Here is a 19065-nt window from a genome sequence, read left to right as displayed (position 1 = left end):
CACGGTTCTCGGCTCGGGCGAGCTGCCTCTCAGCGAAGTCCGGCCTGGTCCAGCACTGATCGAACTCGGCATCGAGCCGGTCGTCCCAGCTGTCGGGTTCGGTCAGCGCCTGCACCGCACGCTTGGAATACATCAGCGAGTGCGGTGCAAAGGAGGCGATCTCCGCCCCATCACCGCGGCACAGAACGCCCCCTGGCGGGCCCGATTCCGGTGCCCGGCCGGCTGCCCGGCACCGGCATCCCGACCCGACCCGACGAGACCGCGGCTCACACACCCGCACCGGTGTGCTCTGGAGCAGTCCGGTCACCGGCCGGACTCACCCCGCTGCTGCGCCGATCGCGGTCGCCGGAGGCGTGCGGATGGCGCACTTATCGGTCTGCGGCGACCATGTGCAGTCGTTTCGGCGCGCTGAGCGGACTAACCCGGATGGACTGACGATCCGGTGACGGGAACGTCGGTGCGGGCAGCCCGGATCCGCATCATGGCGGAGTGCCGGGTGGTCGGGATGAACCCCGGCAGCAGGAACCCCCACATCTCGTCGACCCGCTGCTCGAGATCCACGCGATGAGTCAGGACCTGGGACACGGTCTGGACTCCGGTGAACGCGCCGATGACGAACCGCGCGAACGTCGGTGGGTCGATGGTGTCGACAAGGTCGCCCTCGTCGACCGCACGGGCCGCCAACGCTTGACAGGCGGCGATCCAATCCAAGTAGGGGCCCGCGGGGCCACGGTCGTCGGCGCTGAGCTCGAGGGTGATGCGGATCCCGGCCCGCACGATCGGGTCCTGCACGATCTGCCGGGCCATCTCGTGGCAGAGCATCACGATCTGCTCGATCGCCGACGCCTCCTGCGCGGCGATGGCGTGCACCGCGGCGATGGAGATCTGGTGTTGCTCGGCGATGATGTGCCGGGCCAAGTCCTCCTTGGACCGCAGGTGAAAGTACAACGCCCCCTTCGTCATGCCCGCCGCCTCCAGGATCTCGGCGAGACTGGCGCCCTCGAACCCGGACTCATTTCCGCTGCCCCGCGGACGATCTGCGCCCGGGTCACCGCCGCCCGTTGCTGTTGCACCATGTACCGCACCTTCCGTGCCCTTCGCGGCTGCAGGCCGGTGACTTTCGATCGCACCGGCGCAGCCTGCGCGAAGCTACCACCGGGCACCGGTGCGCCTCACCGGGAAAGCCCGCGTCCACCTGCACAGCCGCCGATACCCGCTCACACGAAAAACAGACCACCGTGCCGCTTCTTCGGTGGGCTCCCCCCGGTCAGCTCCAGCGCCGTGGCGGCTCGGGTGTGTCGCTATCGGCGGTCACGGTACTGCTCGGCGATCTCGTCGGCGTCCCGTGCCAGCCAGGTCAGCTCCCCCACCGATCCATCCCCGAGCAAGAGCAGATCCGCCCATCGGCACTGCGGCCCGCGGACGCACACCGACGCCAACCCGGAATCCGACAACGTCTGCCACAGCTGCTCACCCACCAGCGACCCCATGCCCCCCAATTCGACCGCAACACATCGCACTGACCCGAGGAACAGACCGGCCAGTCCGACCTCGAACACCCGCACCCACCACCGGGCGCTGTGCACCACACGCCGCCGATCTCTCTGCGCCCGGGCGGGTGGAGTTCGGGAGGATCGGTACCAGGCGAGTCGATCGGTCCGCCGCCGAATCGGCTCTGCCAGAACCAACGCCCGCACTCGAATGCGCGATATTTAGCGCCCCTGGAACGGGAATGCCACCGGGGGCTACCGGGTTCGTTCTGGTCAGGGTGCCCCGGTCGAGGGGACGCTATCGAGACGCGCCTTCGATGCTCGTCCGGCGGTGAACTCCCTCGCTAAGAGAGAAGGACAACTTCGGCCTGATCCTCTGATCCCCAACGCCCACAGCCGATCGTGTCTCGTCCTCGTGACGCACCGTGGTCCGGGTATCTCCGCGTCGGCGCTAGGCTGTCCGAGGGCTCTCATCGTCGGGCCTGCCCGGGATCAGGACTGTGAATGGGCAGGGACGGAAACGGGATGCCGCTAGCGTTGTTTCGCACCCACTGGCGCTGTTGATGACCTTCTGCTCTACAACAGTCGCTCCTGCACATGAGACGCTCGAAGCTACCGGGACCGGCGTCGCGCTCGCTCCACGACCCGATGTCATCCCATTTCGGTCGAAAGTTGACGCATACAAGAGACGTCAGATCATCTCCACGGCGGACCGACTTCCTCGGTACCCATCCGGGAATCGTTCAGCACGTCCGAAAAACAAGAGCCGTATCGAGGCGATGTTCGCCGATCGGGAGGAGCCGGAGAACCAGCAGGACCGATCACGTTGATCGGGCGCGGTGCGGGTACCCGCACAGGACCGGTGAACACCTGTTCTCGATGGGTGCCGATCTGACCGGTGCGCACTGTGTTTCATTCATCAACCACACCAAGGACCCTGAAAATGTCTACTCGAATTGCCGCCGCGCTCTCCGCGGTTGCCATCACCCTGTCCCTCGGCGCCCTCACCGCGCCCACAGCTTCGGCCGCACCGGCAGTACCCGCCGCGACTCCCGCCGCCGGGTCGGTGACGATCTGCTTCGGTGTACCGCTGGGATCGGCCAGCCTCAATTGGTGCTTCTGACAAAGCCATACTGCGTGTGACCGATGTTGCACGCCGCGGCTGCGATGCCGGGATCCTGACCTTCTCGGACGCCGGGATCCTGACCTTCTCGGAGTTGAACTCATTCGCTGTGAGCACATCCGGTGCCCTGAGTTTTCAGCGCCGCCGGTCGCTGCGGTCGTCCCGCCGATCGTCTCGCCGATCGGTGCGGCGTCGGACTCCATGTGCCACCACCGCCGCCGTGGCGACCGTGGTGGCGGTACGCGCGACCGGGGCGGGTCCGATCACCGCTGCTCGGCGCAAACGTCTGGCTGCTAAAGGCATGTCAGGCACCAACTTCCTCGTCTGTTTCGATTGCGGCCAGCAGGGCCTGCACCGGGATGCGCCCACTTGCCACGAGTTGTCCACCGGCGCGGCGTGTGCCGACGCGAACGGTGCGGCCCACGTGTTCTCCCATACCAGCACGGCCGCTGTACTTCCGGGGTCGATCGCCGCAGCGACCGCGTCGACGTCGTCCTCGCTGAGGAGCATCGCCAACTCGGTCTCGTAGGACCGCAACTCGCCGATCTCACTGTCGTCGAGGTCGGAGAGCTCATACGCTTCGAGTGACCCGTCCATGTCCTTCCTCAGAAGTAGAAGATCCAGGACACGGACTATTCCGCGTTCGACGAGGTCACCGAGTGCGGGTGCGATTTCCCCGTTGAACTTGCCGCCGGGGAACTCCACCACGATCCAGTCGACTGGACCGAGCTCGTCAATTTCTTCGGTCATGTTCGCCACATCCTCCTCATGTTGTCGATTCTTGTGGGGTGCCATGTGTGAGCAGGGCAGGCCGGGCCACCAGTTCCACCAGGAACAGCGCCACCACGGTGACCATCACGACCAGGCCTGACGGGTACCTCCAGAACACGAGAGTCATCGTGGCGATGGCTTCACGCGCGTGTGCGGCACGACCGCGAGCGGGTGCTTGGCCACACCCGACCCCTCGGACGTGTGTGGTGCCTGCTCTTTACTTCAGCAGGATCACCTCGGTGACCGATAGGGCTGAATGACCCCTTGACGTCGGGCATCGTGCATGGCGGGGCGCACGACACACTGTGGGAGACGGATTCGGTCGATTGGTGACTCCGCCAGTGGCGAACCTCGTCGACGATGCCGTGGCCGGACACGATGGGCCGTCGACCGGGGCAGTTGACTGTTTCTCTCCGGCTCGCCGCGAAACCCCATCGCGTCGGTTCGCCGCAGTTACTCGCGGGAAAGCATGGCGGCTGCTTCGCGCTCGAGGTCGACGAACGGCTCACCGCTGACGTCGACGGCGACCCTGTTCAAGGTGCCGCCGGTGAACGCCCACGGGGCGGTACCCGGATAGTCGTCGGTGACGGGTTCGCCGGCGTCGTGTCCGGCGTTGAGTCCCTCGCCGCCGATCCCGAATTTTCCTGCCTGGGTGTGGATCCGGCCCTCGGCCACCTTGCGGTCACCGTAGTAGAGACTCAGGACCCCGTGAGCGTGGCCTGGTGGGTCCTCACCGTCCTTGTCGAAGGACGCCGCCAGGATCAGGTTCTCACCGGTCGGCAACTCCTCGTCCGCTCGGATCAGCTGCTGTTCGCTGCCGAGGAAGTTGTACACGTAGTGCAGCCGGTTGTCTTTGACATACAGAGCGTGCCCACCGAAACGTCCGCCGTGCGAGAACAACACTCCGGCCGCCCCCGGGCCGGGGATGTCGACGAGCGCTCCGATCGAGTACGAGCGGTTGCGGACGCTGACCGCCACGGATTCGGGCACCTCTGCCCCGCCCGGCCGGTAGACGTAGCGGTTGCGTGGCGGCGTCAGCTGCGGTCGAGGGGTCAGCAGGATTTCGATGGGCAAGCGGTCATCGAGCGGCAACGCCTGGTTCGCGCCGGCCTCGTGGAACCACAGTCCGACCAGTTCGGCGAGTCTGCCGGGTTCCTCGGCGGCGCGGTCGTGGAGTTCGGATCGGTCGGTCTCGGTGTGGTAGAGCTCCCAGGCGTCTTCCGGGAAGTGGCTCCACCCACTGATCGCCGGGTGTGTGGTGACCGCTTTCCAGCCGTCGTGCCAGATCCCGCGGGTGCCGAGCATCGAATAGAACTGGGTGTGCTTCGCGGTCGGAATGGCGGCGGCGTCGAAGCTGTAGCGCATGCTGACACCCTGGATCGGGTGCTGCGTATATCCCTTGACTGTGTCGGGGAGTTCGATCCCGAGGCAGTCGAGCAGCGTCGGCACCACATCGGTGGCGTGGTGGTACTGATCGCGGATTTCGCCGCGCGCGGTGATGCCGGCCGGCCAGGAGATGATGCACGGGTCGCAGGTGCCTCCGTTGAACGAGTAACGTTTCCACATCTTGAACGGGGCGTTGAACGCCATCGCCCACCCGTTCGGGTAATGGTTGTAGGTTCGGGTGGTGCCCAAATCGTCGAGCAGGGACAGGTTTTCGGCGAGATCGTCCGGGACACCGTTGAACAGCTTGTTCTCATTCACCGAACCGTTGGGTCCGCCCTCGCCACTGGCCCCGTTGTCGGAAACCAGCACGATGATGGTGTTGTCGAGTTGCTCGATCTCCTCGAGGTACGCGAGCAATCGGCCGATCTGATCGTCGCAGTGCGAGACGAACCCCGCGTACACCTCCGCCATCCGGGCGAACAACCGCTTCTCATCGCCGGACAGGCTCTCCCACGGGCGGGTGTAGTCCATCAGAGGGAACGGCTTTCCTTCAGGGCCGCTGCGTGTTTCTGGGCCGCCGATCGGATTGAGCGCGGGCAATTCGGTGCCGGGCGGTATCAGACCCATCTCCTTCTGGCGGGCCAGGATCTCCGCGCGCATCGCCTCGTACCCAGCGTCGAACCTGCCCCGATACCGGTCGGTCCACTCCTTCGGCGCCTGGTGCGGAGCGTGCGCACATCCGGGGGCGTAGTAGAGGAACACCGGCCGGTCCGGGGCGATTGCCTTGACATCGCCGAAGTACTCGAGCGCCCGGTCAGTGATGTCGACACCGAAGTGGTAACCCTCCTCCGGGGTGGCCGGTTGCTCGACCGGGTGATTGTCGTGCACCAGGTCCGGATACCACTGGCTGGTCTCGGCCCCGAGGAATCCGTAGAAGCGCTCGAAACCCCGGCCGATAGGCCAGTTCCGCTTCGTGGAGGCCAGGTTCATCTCGTCCTCGGCGCACAGATGCCACTTGCCGACCATCGCGGTGGAAAATCCCTGCTCGACCAGGATCTCGGCGAGCGTCGCGCATTCCGGGGGAATGTGCCCGTTCGCGCCCGGGAACCCGACCGCCGCCTCACTGATGCACGCCATCCCGTTGGTGGTGTGGTTACGTCCCGTCAGCAGGCAGGATCGCGTCGGGGAGCACAGGGCGGTGGTGTGCCACTGCCCGTACCGCAGCCCGTTCGCGGCGATCCGGTCGATGTTCGGGGTCTCGATCGGCCCGCCATAACACCCCAGCGCACCGAAACCCACGTCGTCGAGCACGATGTACAGCACGTTCGGCGAACCCGGAGCAGCTTTCGGCTGCTCGTACGGACCCCAATCCGGAACCGAATCCCGAATGTCGACGTTGACGATTCCGCGGAACGGTACAGCCATGATTTGGCTCCTTGATCGGGTTGGCCCTCCTTCTCACCACAGCACTCCAGCCCCGACGATGGCTAGGGCCGAACGGCAGTGCAGCTTCATCCCGGAACGGGCGACCTGAGAGGACCATTGCAGCCAGCTATCCGACGACGCCCATGACTTGGGCGTCGTCTTATCGTTGGTCGCCTGCCAGCCGGGGCAGGGTCAGCGTCGTCCGGTGACGTGCTCGATGTCGAGGACGAGGTAACCATCGGAGGGCTGGATCGTCCACGGGGAGGAGCCTTGCTCGCCATCGTGTTGACCGGCCTCGCCCTGCGCATCCTGTCCCTGCCCGACGAGTCCTGGGCGCGCTGACAACCGCTGCCGGATGCACCGCGGCGTCGGCGGACTGCTTCCCCGACGGACGCGGCGCCGGAGTGGCCCCCCAGACATCGGCGAACCGGCCGGAGTGGCGGAGTTACGCATCCTCGCGGCCCGGACGCCTCGCGGACGTGCCTATCCGAGGCGATCCGTCCAGCCGGGACGCCACAACGCCACGACGATGAGGGCGACGTCAATCGCAACGCCCCACAGGAGCTGACGATCCCAGAAGAGCACCAGGGCGATGAGTGACGCGACGGCGGACCCGATCGCCAGCCCTGGCCAGATCGATGCCAAACCCGGTACTCCCCATACGGCGAGGGCGAGCAGCGCGAACCCCGCGACGGTTAGCGAGACGAGGGCAATCGCGACCGGTTTCCGGGTCGTTTCCGAGATCAGCCATGACCGGTCGAGTCGGAACGGCCACGCCGGATCGTCGTTGGGTGCGAACCACATCAGGTGGACCAGGCCGTGCGCAACGAGGAGCACGCCGAGGAAGAGTCGTACAAGAAGCTCCACCGGTCGCCTCCTCTCGCGCTCCCAGCCTCGACGCCATAGCAATCGCCCTTGCGCTTCACGTGCGAACGCCCAAAGCAAGACGACCGATAGAGAGCGGGCGACGTCTTGCGGCACACCCAGAGTGTCTCGACAACCTACTGTTTGACAAGACGTGGGCGCTTGCAGATATCGATCGACTCGGCTGAGTCGCGGTCTGCCGGGTGCGCGAGGGACGGACCAGGGGTGTCGTCCAAGACCTGCCCGCCGCAACCGAACTCGACCTGGGCTGAACCCGGCCGGACCGGGATTCGCCCGCGCCTGGGCAGTCGTTGCCACTGCGGGCGGTTACCAGAGGGTGAGGGGCAGGCCGGCTGCTTCGGCACACCGGATCAGCTCCTCGATGTTGTCGGGATCGTCGCCGCGGGCGAGACCGGTCCGGATCGCGGCGGCGATGGCTCGGGTACGCCCGGCCGGGCCCCGAACGTCGGCGACTGGGCTGGCGAGGTTACATCGCCGCAGGTCGTACTCCACCCTTCTCCACCGATGCTCTGACGGCCCGAGATAACAATCTCAGACACTGACCCACGACGGCGTGAGGACCGTCGCGGCGGGCGGTTGCGCTGCGCCCACGCCGAGAACCGCATGGAAACCGTCCACGATGCAGTCGGTCATGACCTTGAGGTCCGGGACCGATGCCGTGTCGGCGTTGATTCCCACGCAACAGGTGTTGGTGTGGGACATGAGGGTGACGTTGAGGGCGGTGCCGAGCGTGGGTCCGAAGGCGTAGTACCGCTCGATCTCGGCGCCGGCGACATACATCGGGATCGGGGAACCCGGCACGTCGGATGCGAGGAAGTCGACGTGCTTGAAGACCGAGGCCAGATAACTGGACGGAAGCAGGTTGAGTGCGCCGGCGATGGCGCCCGACAGCGGGACCGCGGGGTCGTGGCGCGATGCGCCGACGATCTCGTGGATCCGATGCATCAGTTCGGCTGGGTCGGCCACGTTCGCGGGCAGCGCGAGCCGGACCAGCGTGATGCGATTGCCGCCCAACGGGTCGGCTTCGGTGCGCAGGCTGACCGGCACGGTCGCCCTCAAGTATTCGACGTCAGCACCGTGCAGGGTGTGATATTTCCGCAGCCCGAGCAGGATCGAAGCGATGAACGCGTCATTGAGTGAACCGTCGGCGCGCTTCGACGCCTGATGCAACGGTTCGACCGGAACGTCGATCACCGCGAACCTCCGCCTGAGGCTGCGTTCGGTCATGACGGGGGAAAGGGTGTCCGGGATGGGACGCGCGAAGCGAACGACCGCGGCGGCCGTCGTGGCGGCGGATTGCACCGCGCGGATGGGATTGACGAGCGCGCGGCGCACCGATGGCAAGGCGGCACCGACGGCCTTCCGCGCCAGCTCGAAACCCGTCGCCACCTCCCATTCCACCGTGTCCGCGAGAGCGCTTGTCTCCGTCGGCACGGGAGCATCCGGCAGCGGGCCTCGATCCGTCCCCCCGCGGGCGAAATCAACTATCTGGTCTGCGATCTGGATACCGCCGAGGCCGTCGGTCAACGAATGATGAACCTTCAGAACCAGCGCGGCCCGGCCGTCGTCGAGGCCGCTCAGCAGCGTGAACTGCCACAACGGACGGTCGCGGTCGAACGACTCCATTCCCGATCGCCGCGCGACATCGAGGACCGTCCTGATGTCGGCGGGGTCGGGAAGCACCAAGCGGCGCAGATGCCACGACAAATCGAAGTCCGGATCCACCACCCAGTGCGGTGGTGCCAACCCCAACCAAGCCGGAACGAGCTTGTGCCGGAAATTCGGGACCACCCGGGTGGCTCGGTCGATCATGTCGACGAAACGGTCCCAGTCCGGTGTGGTGTCGAAGACGACGACGGCCACTATCGTGGACCGCAGGATCGGGTCCCGTTCCATGTTCCAGGAAAAGAAATCCGGCTGGGTCATATGCGATTCGCGATTGCCCGCCATGAAGATCCGCCCTTGCGCCTGTGCGTGATAGTGCTTCAACCCCGACGCTAGTGATTCACGACTGGACTCCACTAGAGTCGTTCGTCCGCTCATTGCCGGCGAAGATCCCCTGTGTTTACGTCTCCGCGCCGACAGTGTTCCGGGGCGTTGCCAGTGCCTGCCGGCCATCACGGTAGCCCGCCAGCATGAACTGGGCCCAGTTCCGGGTGCTCAGAAACTGTCGGTAGAAGCCGACGCCACGCACGGTCTCGTAGGGAACGGGCTCGATCATCGTCACCGTAGAGGCCGACCGAAGCCGGGACAGGTTTTCCCGTGCCAGCTCGATCTGCTGGCATGTGCGCACCTGGCTCGCGACGTACAGGATGCTCGCCCGCCGATCCTCCCACCCGGTGGCGTCTTCGCCCTCGAACCCGGGCGGGTAGAAGCCGTTGACTGCCAGGGTGAGGTCGCAGGGTTCCTCGATGTCGAGAACGGGATGGACCGGGAAGATATCGACGATCCCACCGTCGCACCAGTGGAAGCCCCCGAACTCGACCGGCTGAATGAACAGTGGCAACGCGACGGCCATGCGCACGGCGCGCGCCACCGGTAGATCGGGATAGGTACCAGACCCGAGATACACGAGACGATTCTGCTCGACGTTCCAGATCGGCGCATACGCCGGAATGGGCATCTCGCCGAGCGTCATGTCACCGAGGAGACTCCGATAGACGTTCTCGATCGCCTCACCCCGCAGGATGCCGGCGAATCCCCTGCCGGCTGTCGGTGCCACGCTGAGCAGCTCGCGCCAGCCGACATCGAGATAGTCGTCGGGCCGCAGTCCGAGGACGAACGCGGCGACTTCCTCGGCGGAGAATCCGGCGGCGACCGGGAAACCGAACATCGCCGACCCAGAGCACAGCGAGATGACGGCGGGACGGACGCCGCCCTCCTCGAAGGCCCGCGCCACCCCCACCACGGACGCGAGCGCACCACTTCCTCCTGTCGCGACCAGCGCCACCCGTTGACCCTTCGCCACCGTGGTGGGGTACGGCGAGAACGGCGGAAAGGGCCGGAAGTGCTGTCCGCGTGTCGCGTCGGGCAGTGGGAGCACCGCCCGACCGGCATCGGCGAGGAACCCGGCATCTTCGCGTACCCCCTCCAGCAACTCGCGCGTGCGGGTGATGACATTGAAGTACTGCCGGAGCCGGAAGACATCGAGCACAGCGCTGAGCATGTACTCACTGTGTGCGTTCACGGCTGTTCCAGGCCAGAGTCGTCGGTCCCTAGAATCACGCTATCGTCGCGAAACGCGCGGCACGACGGGATCGGTCAGACGTAGAGCGTGTCGATGCTGTCGGCGAAGCTGTCGACGACAATCGTGCGGCGCAGCTTCATGCTCGGTGTCAAGTCGCCGGCGTCGATGGACAGCTCTCGGTCGATGACGCCGAATCTCTTGATCTGCTCCCAGCGGTTCAGTCGCCGGTTGAGTTCGTCGATGTAGCCGCCGATCAGTTCGTGCGTTTTGTCGTGCCGTGCGATCTCGGTGAACGACTTGCCGCCCAGCCCGTTCTTGCCTGCCCATTCGGTGACGGCCTCGGCATCGAGGCTGATCAGCGCGACGCAGTAGGGCCGGCTCTCGCCGTGCACGATGATCTCCCCGACGTACGGGCAGATGCCCTTGAACGTCGCCGCGATCGCGGACGGCGCGACGTACTTGCCCTGCGACGTCTTGAACATGTCCTTCTTGCGGTCGGTGATGCGCAGATAGCCGTCGGCGTCGATCTCGCCGATGTCGCCGGTGTGGAACCAGCCGTCCGGCTCGAGCGCCTCCGCGGTGGCGTCGGGGCGGTCGTGGTAGCCGGTCATCACGCCGGGGCCTTTCAGCAGGATCTCGCCGTCGTCCGCGATCTTGACCTCGGTGCCGGGGAAAGGCCAGCCGACGGTTCCGAATCGATAGGCCTCCGGACGGTTGATACTGGACGCTGCCGCGGTTTCGGTGAGACCGTAACCCTCGAGCACGATGATGCCGACGGCATCGAACCACTGCGCGACCTCCCGATCCAGCGCTGCCGCCGCCGAGACGAAGAAGCGCAGCCGACCGCCGAACCGCTCCCGGATGGTGGAGAACACCAGCCGGTCGGCGACCTTGTAGCGCAGCGAATCCAGCCGCGACGGTTCCTCGCCTGCTTGTTTCGCCTTCGATACCCTCAGCCCGACATCCATCGCCCAGTCGAAGACCCTCTTCTTCAGCCCGCCCTCCTCGGACACCATGCCCTCGATCCGCGCGCGGGCTTTCTCGAAGATGCGCGGAGCCGCACCCATGAAGGTGGGATGCACCACGGCGATGTTCTCGACGATCTTGTCGACCCTGCCGTCGATGGCGGTGGGGAAGCCGATCTGCAGCGGCAGTGCCAGCATCACCTTGCCGAAGGCGTGGGCCAGGGGCAGCCACAGATAATTCAGGTCGTCCGGACCGAGGATGTGAAGAGCATCGACGGCGGCCGCGGTATACGTCCATGCCGAATGGGGCAGGATCACACCTTTCGGCTTACCCGTGGTGCCGGACGTGTAGATGATGCTCGCCACGTGTTCGGGACGGATCGCATACGCGCGCTCGGTCACGACGTCGGGGGATTGTGCGACAAGCCGCCGGCCGCGCTCCTCGACGTCGGCAAGCGTCAGCACCCAGTCGCCGTCGCCCTCGCCGTCGATGATCACCACCGTGCGGACGCCGGGCAACTCGGCGCGATGCTGTCGGAGCTTGTCGACCTGGGTCTGGTCCTCGGCGAACACGACGCGGCTGCCCGAGTTCGACACGATGAAAGCGACGTCGGGGGCCTTCGTGGTGGGGTAGACCGTGGTCGTCGCAGCCCCGGCGCACATCACGGCGAAGTCGACGAGCACCCATTCGTATCGCGTCGACACCGCCACCGCGACCGGGTCTTCCGATTCGACACCAAGCGCGATCAACCCGGCGGCGAGTACACGGACCCGCTCACCCACCTGCCCCCAGGTGACACTCGTCCAGCCGCCACCGGACAGGAACCGGAAGGCCTCCGCCTGCGGGGTGGTGCCGACACGATCGAGGAAGAGGCGGGCAACCGACGGGGCTCGATGGTCGATCTTCGCTTGATCGACGACTTCGTCCGCGGGGCTCAGCGCAGCCATATACCCAGTCTAGGGGTCTCGTGCGGCTGCGTCGCCTTTCTACCAGGCCCCCAATCGAGCGTGGGACGATGGTGACGGTGATGTTCTCCGGCACCAGCGCGATGCTCTCGTCCGACCCGCTCGCAGCGCGTTCGCGCACGCGGACTACCTCCGTCACCTTCGCCGTCCTGCCCGCTGAGTTCGCTCCTCGCGGTCGCAGCGCGAGGACGCGGTCCTCGGTGAGTCCGCTGCCTTCGTTGATCTGGGCCCAGCATCGTCAGCCGCTCCGTTCCCGCCCACGGCCCGAGCATTTCGCGCACACTCGGTGGATGCCTTCCTCGTCGACGGTCCCGTCTCCGATGCTGGCCACACTCGGCCAACTTCCCGGCGGTGCGGGGTGGGCGTTCGAAATGAAGTGGGACGGTCAACGCGCCGTCACCACCGTCGACAACGGTGTAGCCCGGATGTTCAGCCGCAACGGAAATGACATCACTGCCACCTTTCCGTGCTGTCCCCCACCACACAGCTCCGCAACGAGGCGCCCGTCACGTACTACGTATTCGACGTCCTGGCCCTCGATGGCAAGTCCACGACCGGGCTGCCCTACCTGCGGCGACGGACCGAACTCGACGACCTCGCGCTGTCCGGGCCCCGCCTGCAGGTGCCGCCGTACTGGACCGACGTCGACGGCGAGCAGATGCTCGATCTCGCCCGTAGACATCACCTCGAGGGAGCAGTCGCACAACGCGTCCACTCGACGTATCAACCCGGTCGCCGCTCCCCCGCCTGGATCAAACAACCACTACGCGCCAACACCGAAGGGATCATCGTCGGCTGGGTCGATGGCACCGGAGCCGCCCGCGACGGCATCGGATCACTCCTCCTCGCCGCATACGACGACAACCACCGACTGGTCTACATCGGACATGTCGGCACCGGATTCACCACCGCGACACGGAAATCACTACGAGGGCAGCTCGCGGCGATAGAACGACCCACGACTCCCCTCGATTCACCGCCACCTGCGCGGGACACACGAAGGGTGCGCGCTGGGTCGAACCACGGTTGGTCGGCGATGTCGAGTACCGCGAACACACCAGCGGGGGGCTGCGTCACCCGAGCTGGAAAGGCCTCCGTGACGACAAGGCGGCCAGCGAAGTCGACTTGCCGGGGCGGCATTGAAGCGTGTGGCAATGGCCGTTCGGACATCCCTCTCGGGCTGCTTGTGGTCGAGGTACCTGCCGACGCTCTGTTTGCGGCGGCGTAGCGGCTTGCACGTGTTAGCGGGTGCGTGATCACCCTGCCGCTGGACGTGTTCGACGAATCGGTGCTCACCAGCGAATCGACGCACGTCCAAGTCGCGGCGGGCACGAGGTGCGCAGCGGGAGCGTGAACGCAGAATCCGCGTTCTATTTGTGCTGGCACTGCGGTCGGACGGGCTCGGTGACGTCGGAGGATACCCTTCGGGAGGCCCTGGGTGAGGCGCGTCGTGCCGACGTCGGCAACGGAGGTGTGTACTGTCAGCCCGGCACTGTGGATGATCTGCTCACCGTCCCAGCGCTTTCCCGTCATCGTCGCCGTGACGTTGATCCCGTCGTCGTTGATATTCAGTACGCCATACTGGCCGCCCCCGGGAAAGGGCCGTCTGGTCGACTCCCACCGCGACTACGCGAAGGCTCCGAGCAGCAGGGGCGAAAACAACCGGCGAAGCCGCCCTGATTGCGCGGCGCGCACCGCTTGGCCACCGCGCCCCACACGCCCTGAACCCGACCGCCCAACCCGACGAACTCGCCGGCGGCCGATTCGACTCCCTCGACGGCAGCCACGCCTACCTCTACCTCGCCGACAGCCCCGACGGTGCGATCGCCGAAACCATTTGCCGGGACCTGCCACTCGACCGTTCGATCGCCCGGATCGTGCCCGCCTCCACCGTGACCGGCCGCACCCTGACCGCCCTCACCGTCACCCGCACCCTCACCACGGCCGCACTCCACGGCCCGCACCTGGCCTCGGTCGGACAAGACCTCTGGCTCACCAAATGCGAAGCCCGGCACTACGTCACGACAAGGCGGTGGGCCCACACCATCCGCGCCGCCGACAACGACATCGACGGACTCGCCTACCGGCCCCGGCACAACGAAGACACCCTCGCCTGGATCCTCACCACCGACCCCGCGATCACACCCCACGTCGACCTGGCAATCGACCCCACCACCACGTCCCTGCCGCTCGACCACGGCCCCGGCCGCGACCTCGTCGCCCGCATCATTGCCGACCACAGCGCCCTCCTCTCCCCCACCCGACCTACGTCCGACGTGCCGCAACACCCGGCGGCACGCCTCCGGTGGCCAGGAGAATCCGGCACCGCCGGCATTCATCAACTCCCGCAGCTTCTCCAACATCCCCGCCCGGAGGTCCGGGCAATCCACCACGTTCTCAAACACCTCGCCCGCGGACGCGTTCCGTCCACCGGGGCATGCACAACGCGGTCTGAGATCCGAATAAGGAAATCTCGTAAAATTTTCGGGTACAACAAGTTCGCGTAGCAGAAGCTCGGTGAAGGTCACCTCAGTACAGCCCGAGGTCTTCCGTCAGGGCCGCCAGCTCCTCCGCGGCGTCACGCGAGGCCCCAGCTGCGTCCGCTGATAGGCGAGCAGAGAGGATCCGAGGATCCGGCGATGCCGGCCGACCATTCGGTACTCGATATGCCCCTCGTCGAGGAGCTTGATCACATGCGGGCGCGAGACATTGAGCATCTGCGCGGCCTGCTGGGTCGTCAGCTCCGCGTGCGCCGGGACGACGGTGACCCCCTGCCCCGCGGCCATATTCGCCAACACCTCGCGGATCAGATCGAGCACCGCCCGAGGAAGATGCACTGACTCCGCGGTACCTGCCACGGTCACATCGAGGGTGTCCCCCGCCGGCCCGACATCACGAAGCAACTGCAGAGCCTGCCGGGCCTGCTCCTGCTCGACCACGGTCGGCTGATCATGTGCTGCGGACATCGCGCACCTCCCAAACGAGATATACGCAACAAACGAAACAACCGCAACGGAGGCCTGGCGTCGTCAACGACGCCACCCACTTTCCAGGATCACCCCACGGCGCACCTCAGACGAGGGTGTAGCCGAGCGCCTCCGCGGCCGCGGCGAGACGGCGTTGCAGGCCGGGATGCGCGAGCGGGTTCGACGTCGCCGGCCGCACGGGGAAGGCGTCGGCGGCCGGGGGGAACAGCGCTGCGCACGGGCCCCCGGAAAATCGACCCCGGTACAGCAGTCCATCGAGCCCGGGGTGCGCGGCCGCAATGGTGCGGGCCCATCGCTGGGTGATGCCGTGCGCCGCGGAATCGAGGGCGAAGGTGCCACCGACCGGGGTCGGCCAGCGGCCGGCCCCGAACCCGCCGACGTCGAGGAGCCGCAGTTCCCGCGCCGGATGAAGCCCGGTCAGATACGGCGTCTCCTGCACCCGGTCGATCGTGCGGGTGGCCTGGAATGCTTCCGCGAGCGCACCGTGCACATCGGTGGCCCCGTACCAGACCCCGTGCCCCGGGTGGTCACCGCGCGGGAGTGGGTGCGGGTCGAAGCGCAGCACCGGGCCATACGTGCGGAGCTCGTTCCAGGCGAGCGCGTGGCTGCTGGTGGTGCGGTGCACCCGCCAGAGGATGTCGGTGGTGGGGACGATGGCGTATTCGTTGTCGCGGATGCCGTGGTGGGAAAGGCCGTCGACGGTCGGAGGGTGCGGGAGCATCCGCGCCACTTACGCTGCCTCCCATTTGATTTGGGTGATCACTTCTAGTGCGGTTTTGACGTCGCCGCCGCTGGTGAGCCAGTCGATGACCGACACCGGGCTTGCGTCCAGCATCAGATCGGCACGAGGGTCGGTCAGGGCTCGCTCGAGCGCAAGGGGATGCAACCCGTCCGGGAGCATCGTCAGGATGCGGTCGAGGTTCGGCACCATCTCCTCACCGTTGAACTGCACCGCGGGTAGCAGCAGTTTGTTGCCGACCTTGATCGACCACACACTGCCCGCCGCTGCGCGCTGGCGGATCCGGGAGGTCGACACCCCGAGCAGACCGGCCGCCTCCTCGACCGTCTTGGCGGTCGCGGTGAGCCCGCGCATGCGTTGTTCCCGCTCGGCGGCCGCAGCGGCCGGGGCGAGTGGGTCCTCGGTGAACCCGGCAGCGTCATACAAGGCGGCGTCGTGGTCGCTGAGCTGGGCGTTCGGGTGCGCCCCGCGGGCCAGCGCATGCAGCAGCGGCAGCATGGTTTCCCGCGAGACCGGGGTGCCGAGCGCCTCCCCCACCGCGGCCTCGAAGTCGACGTCACCGGCGAGGTAACGGTCATCGATCGTGCCCACCACCAACACCTCCTAACAGTAACTAACAGACTACCTTACTGTTAGCTGACTGACGAGGGTAACCGACCACTGCGTCGGCGCATCCGCGAGCGTGAGATCCCGAAGGTGAAGCGCCACTACCCGCCGCGGAGGCTTCGCAGCGGGAGGCTGCAGGCTCAGTGGCGGCGCCACCCCGCCCACCCAGAACACGGCCGGCCGGGAACGAGAGCATCCCCAAGCGACGCGGCCGAGGTCAGGTGAGTGCAGCGAATGGGCACACGACCGGCTTCCGAATCCCGCGATCACTCGGACTGCCACGGTGACGACGTCGCAGCCGCCCACGCCAGCCCGCGGCCCGTGGACACGGCACACGCCAACGTGCCCCGCCACTGCGCGGGTTCGGTAACCGGTGTATATGGCGGTGATTTCCGTCGTATTCCCGTGCGCAGCGCCAGAATAGGGGGTCACCGCGAATCCGTGCGGCTCGGTCGAGGTGGCCAACGTCATGGCGTTGAGGATTCCGTCGGAGATGCCGAGAGAAGGGCCACAGCCACGTCTGCGTGGACCCGGTTGGCGACCTTTCCGGATTCGGGGGACGCGGTCGATGATCCGGCCACCGGCGACGACCTCGTCGATACTGTGGGACGGCCGCATCGCCCGTCCCCTGAAGACCACCAACACTCTTGCGATCGGTCATGGTCCGTTTCCCATACTTTGTCATCAGCTCGAACAGGCGCGTGCTTGCTCAGTCAACGGACTGCAACTTTCCCGAAAAATAGAAGCCCGTCGATGTTGAAGGTGAATGCCTGTCAGCGGTCATGTAATTCCCCAGGTTGAGGGGTTTGTCCGTCACGTAATTCCCCACCCGGCCGTCACGTAATTCCCCACCCTGGGGCGTGTCGGCCGGGGTTCCGGCGCTGCTGCAGGTTCGCTCCTGACTGGGCCACCGACACGGGCCCGGGAAGGGGCCTGACGGTGGCAAGGAGAACGTGGACGATGACCGATCTGATGGAGTTGTTCCGGCACTGGCATGCCGGCCGGTCTCAGGTGCAGATCTCGATGGCCCTGGGGATCGACCGCAAGACGATCCGGAAATACCTGGCACCCGCGTTGGCGGCCGGGCTGACGCCCGGCGAGGGCGGGAAGTTCGACGAGGCGCTCTGGCGGGAACTGATCTCGGGATGGTTTCCGGAGGTCGGCGACCCGGCAGCGCGGGCGGTGACGTGGCCGGCGATCGCCGCGCACCACGACTGGATTGACGGGCAGTTGAAGGCGTCGGTGACGGTCGCGACGATTGCGCAACGCCTGCGTGACGACCACGGTGTCGCGGTGTCCGAGTCGACGGTACGTCGTTATGTGGCAGCGCAATTCGCCGATCAAATCGCGGAGACGAAGGTGACGGTGCCCCGGGGCCCGGTCCCGCCCGGCGACGAGGCCCAGGTCGACTACGGCAAGCTCGGGATGTGGCGGGATCCGGCCACCGACCGGCGGGTGGCGGTGTGGGCGTTCGCGATGATCCTGACCTGCTCGCGGATGCTGTTCGTGCAACCGGTGCTGCGGATGGATCAGTCCTCGTGGTGCGCCTCGCACGTCGCGGCGTTCGAGTTCTTCGGTGGTGTACCGGCCCGGATGGTGTGCGACAACCTCAAAACCGGGGTGGACCGGCCGGACCTGTACGACCCGAAGATCAACCGCGCCTACGCAGAGCTCGCCGCGTTCTACGGGATGCTGATCGACCCCGCCCGCGCTGGCAAACCCAAGGACAAACCCCGCATCGAGCGTCCGATGCCCTATATCCGCGACTCGTTCTTCAGGGGCCGGGAGTTCACCTCACTGGCGCAGATGCAGGACGCCGCCCTGGCCTGGTGCACCGACGTCTACGGCCGGCACCAGCACCGCGGTCTCGACGGAGCGCAACCGACAGCGGTGTTCGACGCCGTCGAAAAGCGCCGTCTCACAGAGCTTCCACCGCGACCATTCGAGCCGGTCCTCTATCAGGTCGGGAAGGTCGCCCCGGACTGTCATGTCAAGGCCGGCAAGGCCCTGTATTCGGTGCCCTGGCGGCTGATCGGCCAGCAGGTGCTGGTCCGCACCAGCGGGGACCTGGTGCAGATCTTCCACACCGAGCAGGTGGTCGCCACCCACGTGCTGCACCTGTCGGGACGGTCGACGAACCCCGAGCACTACCCGCCGCACAAGATCGCCTACACGCTGCAGACGGTGTCCTGGTGCCGGGCGCAGGCCGACCAGATCGGCCCGGCCGCGGTCGCCGTGGTTAGCGAGTTGTCCCAGGTCAACGCGCTGCACCGGCTGCGGGCGATCCAGGGCATCGTCCGGCTGCGGGATCGCTACGAGGATCGGCGGCTGAATGCGGCGTGCGCCCGTGCCCTCGAGGTCGGTGACCCCAGCTACCGCACCGTCAAGGGCATCCTCGCCGCAGGCACCGAACATGACGGACGGCCCGCCCCGGCCGCCGCGCCGGCGCCGGCGTTCCTGCGCGGACCCGACGCCTTCGACGCCGAACGCACCGCCTGACCGCGACTCCACCCGATTGTCCTGCAATCACGTTGA

14 protein-coding genes and 3 pseudogenes are annotated in these 19065 nt (G+C 66.6%); 5 read left to right on the top strand and 12 right to left on the bottom strand.

What is annotated here, in order from left to right; all coding sequences use genetic code 11:
• Positions 1 to 417 precede the first annotated feature (417 nt).
• Positions 418 to 1076, bottom strand: a pseudogene (locus QM806_RS25085) (ScbR family autoregulator-binding transcription factor).
• Between the two features lie 225 nt (positions 1077 to 1301).
• Entirely contained in the window at positions 1302 to 1589 is a 288-nt protein-coding gene (locus QM806_RS25080; protein WP_246859945.1) for a hypothetical protein, read from the bottom strand.
• Positions 1590 to 2433: 844 nt separating this feature from the next.
• Here QM806_RS25080 and QM806_RS25075 point away from each other — a divergent pair.
• On the top strand, positions 2434 to 2613 hold the full coding sequence (locus QM806_RS25075; RefSeq protein WP_155756154.1) for a hypothetical protein: 180 nt from the start codon (positions 2434 to 2436) through the stop codon (positions 2611 to 2613).
• A gap of 304 nt (positions 2614 to 2917) precedes the next feature.
• On the opposite strand, the pseudogene QM806_RS25070 reads toward QM806_RS25075, so the two are convergent.
• Positions 2918 to 3363 (bottom strand): annotated as a pseudogene (locus QM806_RS25070) (DUF6325 family protein).
• 474 nt (positions 3364 to 3837) lie between these two features.
• Positions 3838 to 6195: an arylsulfatase gene (locus QM806_RS25065; RefSeq protein WP_054246519.1), complete on the bottom strand. Its 2358-nt coding sequence runs from the start codon at positions 6193 to 6195 to the stop codon at positions 3838 to 3840.
• A gap of 210 nt (positions 6196 to 6405) precedes the next feature.
• Between QM806_RS25065 and QM806_RS25060 the strand changes: the two genes are divergently transcribed.
• Positions 6406 to 6537, top strand: a complete 132-nt coding sequence (locus QM806_RS25060; RefSeq protein WP_257237487.1) for a hypothetical protein — start codon at positions 6406 to 6408, stop codon at positions 6535 to 6537.
• Between the two features lie 141 nt (positions 6538 to 6678).
• Here the strand turns inward: QM806_RS25060 and QM806_RS25055 are convergent, their stop codons facing one another.
• The 5 genes from QM806_RS25055 to QM806_RS25035 form a co-directional block, all read right to left on the bottom strand.
• On the bottom strand, positions 6679 to 7062 hold the full coding sequence (locus QM806_RS25055) for a hypothetical protein (RefSeq protein WP_005568818.1): 384 nt from the start codon (positions 7060 to 7062) through the stop codon (positions 6679 to 6681).
• A 324-nt stretch (positions 7063 to 7386) separates the two neighbouring features.
• The gene (locus QM806_RS25050) at positions 7387 to 7572 is read right to left on the bottom strand and encodes a hypothetical protein (RefSeq protein WP_005568817.1); all 186 of its coding nucleotides are present in this window, start codon (positions 7570 to 7572) and stop codon (positions 7387 to 7389) included.
• A gap of 39 nt (positions 7573 to 7611) precedes the next feature.
• A complete protein-coding gene (locus tag QM806_RS25045) occupies positions 7612 to 9006 on the bottom strand; it encodes a wax ester/triacylglycerol synthase domain-containing protein (RefSeq protein ID WP_005568816.1) in 1395 nt (464 codons plus the stop codon).
• A 139-nt stretch (positions 9007 to 9145) separates the two neighbouring features.
• Positions 9146 to 10246, bottom strand: coding sequence for a patatin-like phospholipase family protein (locus QM806_RS25040; protein ID WP_043790750.1), 1101 nt, complete (start codon positions 10244 to 10246; stop codon positions 9146 to 9148).
• A 95-nt stretch (positions 10247 to 10341) separates the two neighbouring features.
• On the bottom strand, positions 10342 to 12180 hold the full coding sequence (locus QM806_RS25035; RefSeq protein ID WP_120661052.1) for an AMP-dependent synthetase/ligase: 1839 nt from the start codon (positions 12178 to 12180) through the stop codon (positions 10342 to 10344).
• 308 nt (positions 12181 to 12488) lie between these two features.
• Here QM806_RS25035 and QM806_RS25030 point away from each other — a divergent pair.
• Positions 12489 to 13341, top strand: a pseudogene (locus QM806_RS25030) (ATP-dependent DNA ligase).
• Positions 13342 to 13874: 533 nt separating this feature from the next.
• Positions 13875 to 14705 carry an RES family NAD+ phosphorylase gene (locus tag QM806_RS25025; protein WP_310794472.1) on the top strand — a complete coding sequence of 277 codons (831 nt, stop codon included), beginning with the start codon at positions 13875 to 13877 and terminating at the stop codon, positions 14703 to 14705.
• Between the two features lie 45 nt (positions 14706 to 14750).
• On the opposite strand, the gene QM806_RS25020 is transcribed toward QM806_RS25025, so the two are convergent.
• From QM806_RS25020 to QM806_RS25010, 3 genes are all read right to left on the bottom strand, one after another.
• Positions 14751 to 15164: a helix-turn-helix domain-containing protein gene (locus QM806_RS25020; RefSeq protein WP_005568811.1), complete on the bottom strand. Its 414-nt coding sequence runs from the start codon at positions 15162 to 15164 to the stop codon at positions 14751 to 14753.
• A 106-nt stretch (positions 15165 to 15270) separates the two neighbouring features.
• Positions 15271 to 15906, bottom strand: coding sequence for an RES family NAD+ phosphorylase (locus QM806_RS25015; RefSeq protein ID WP_043790747.1), 636 nt, complete (start codon positions 15904 to 15906; stop codon positions 15271 to 15273).
• Positions 15907 to 15915: 9 nt separating this feature from the next.
• Positions 15916 to 16515: a MerR family transcriptional regulator gene (locus QM806_RS25010; RefSeq protein WP_005568807.1), complete on the bottom strand. Its 600-nt coding sequence runs from the start codon at positions 16513 to 16515 to the stop codon at positions 15916 to 15918.
• A gap of 975 nt (positions 16516 to 17490) precedes the next feature.
• On the opposite strand from QM806_RS25010, the gene istA reads away from it, so the two are divergent.
• Positions 17491 to 19029, top strand: a complete 1539-nt coding sequence (istA, locus tag QM806_RS25005; protein WP_242322937.1) for an IS21 family transposase — start codon at positions 17491 to 17493, stop codon at positions 19027 to 19029.
• Positions 19030 to 19065 lie beyond the last annotated feature (36 nt).

This window comes from Rhodococcus sp. IEGM 1351 (genome assembly GCF_030056875.1).
Classification (GTDB): Bacteria; Actinomycetota; Actinomycetes; order Mycobacteriales; family Mycobacteriaceae; genus Rhodococcus_F; species Rhodococcus_F opacus.
Note: the sequence above shows the minus strand (reverse complement) of the source record. Positions and strands in the feature narration are given on the sequence as shown.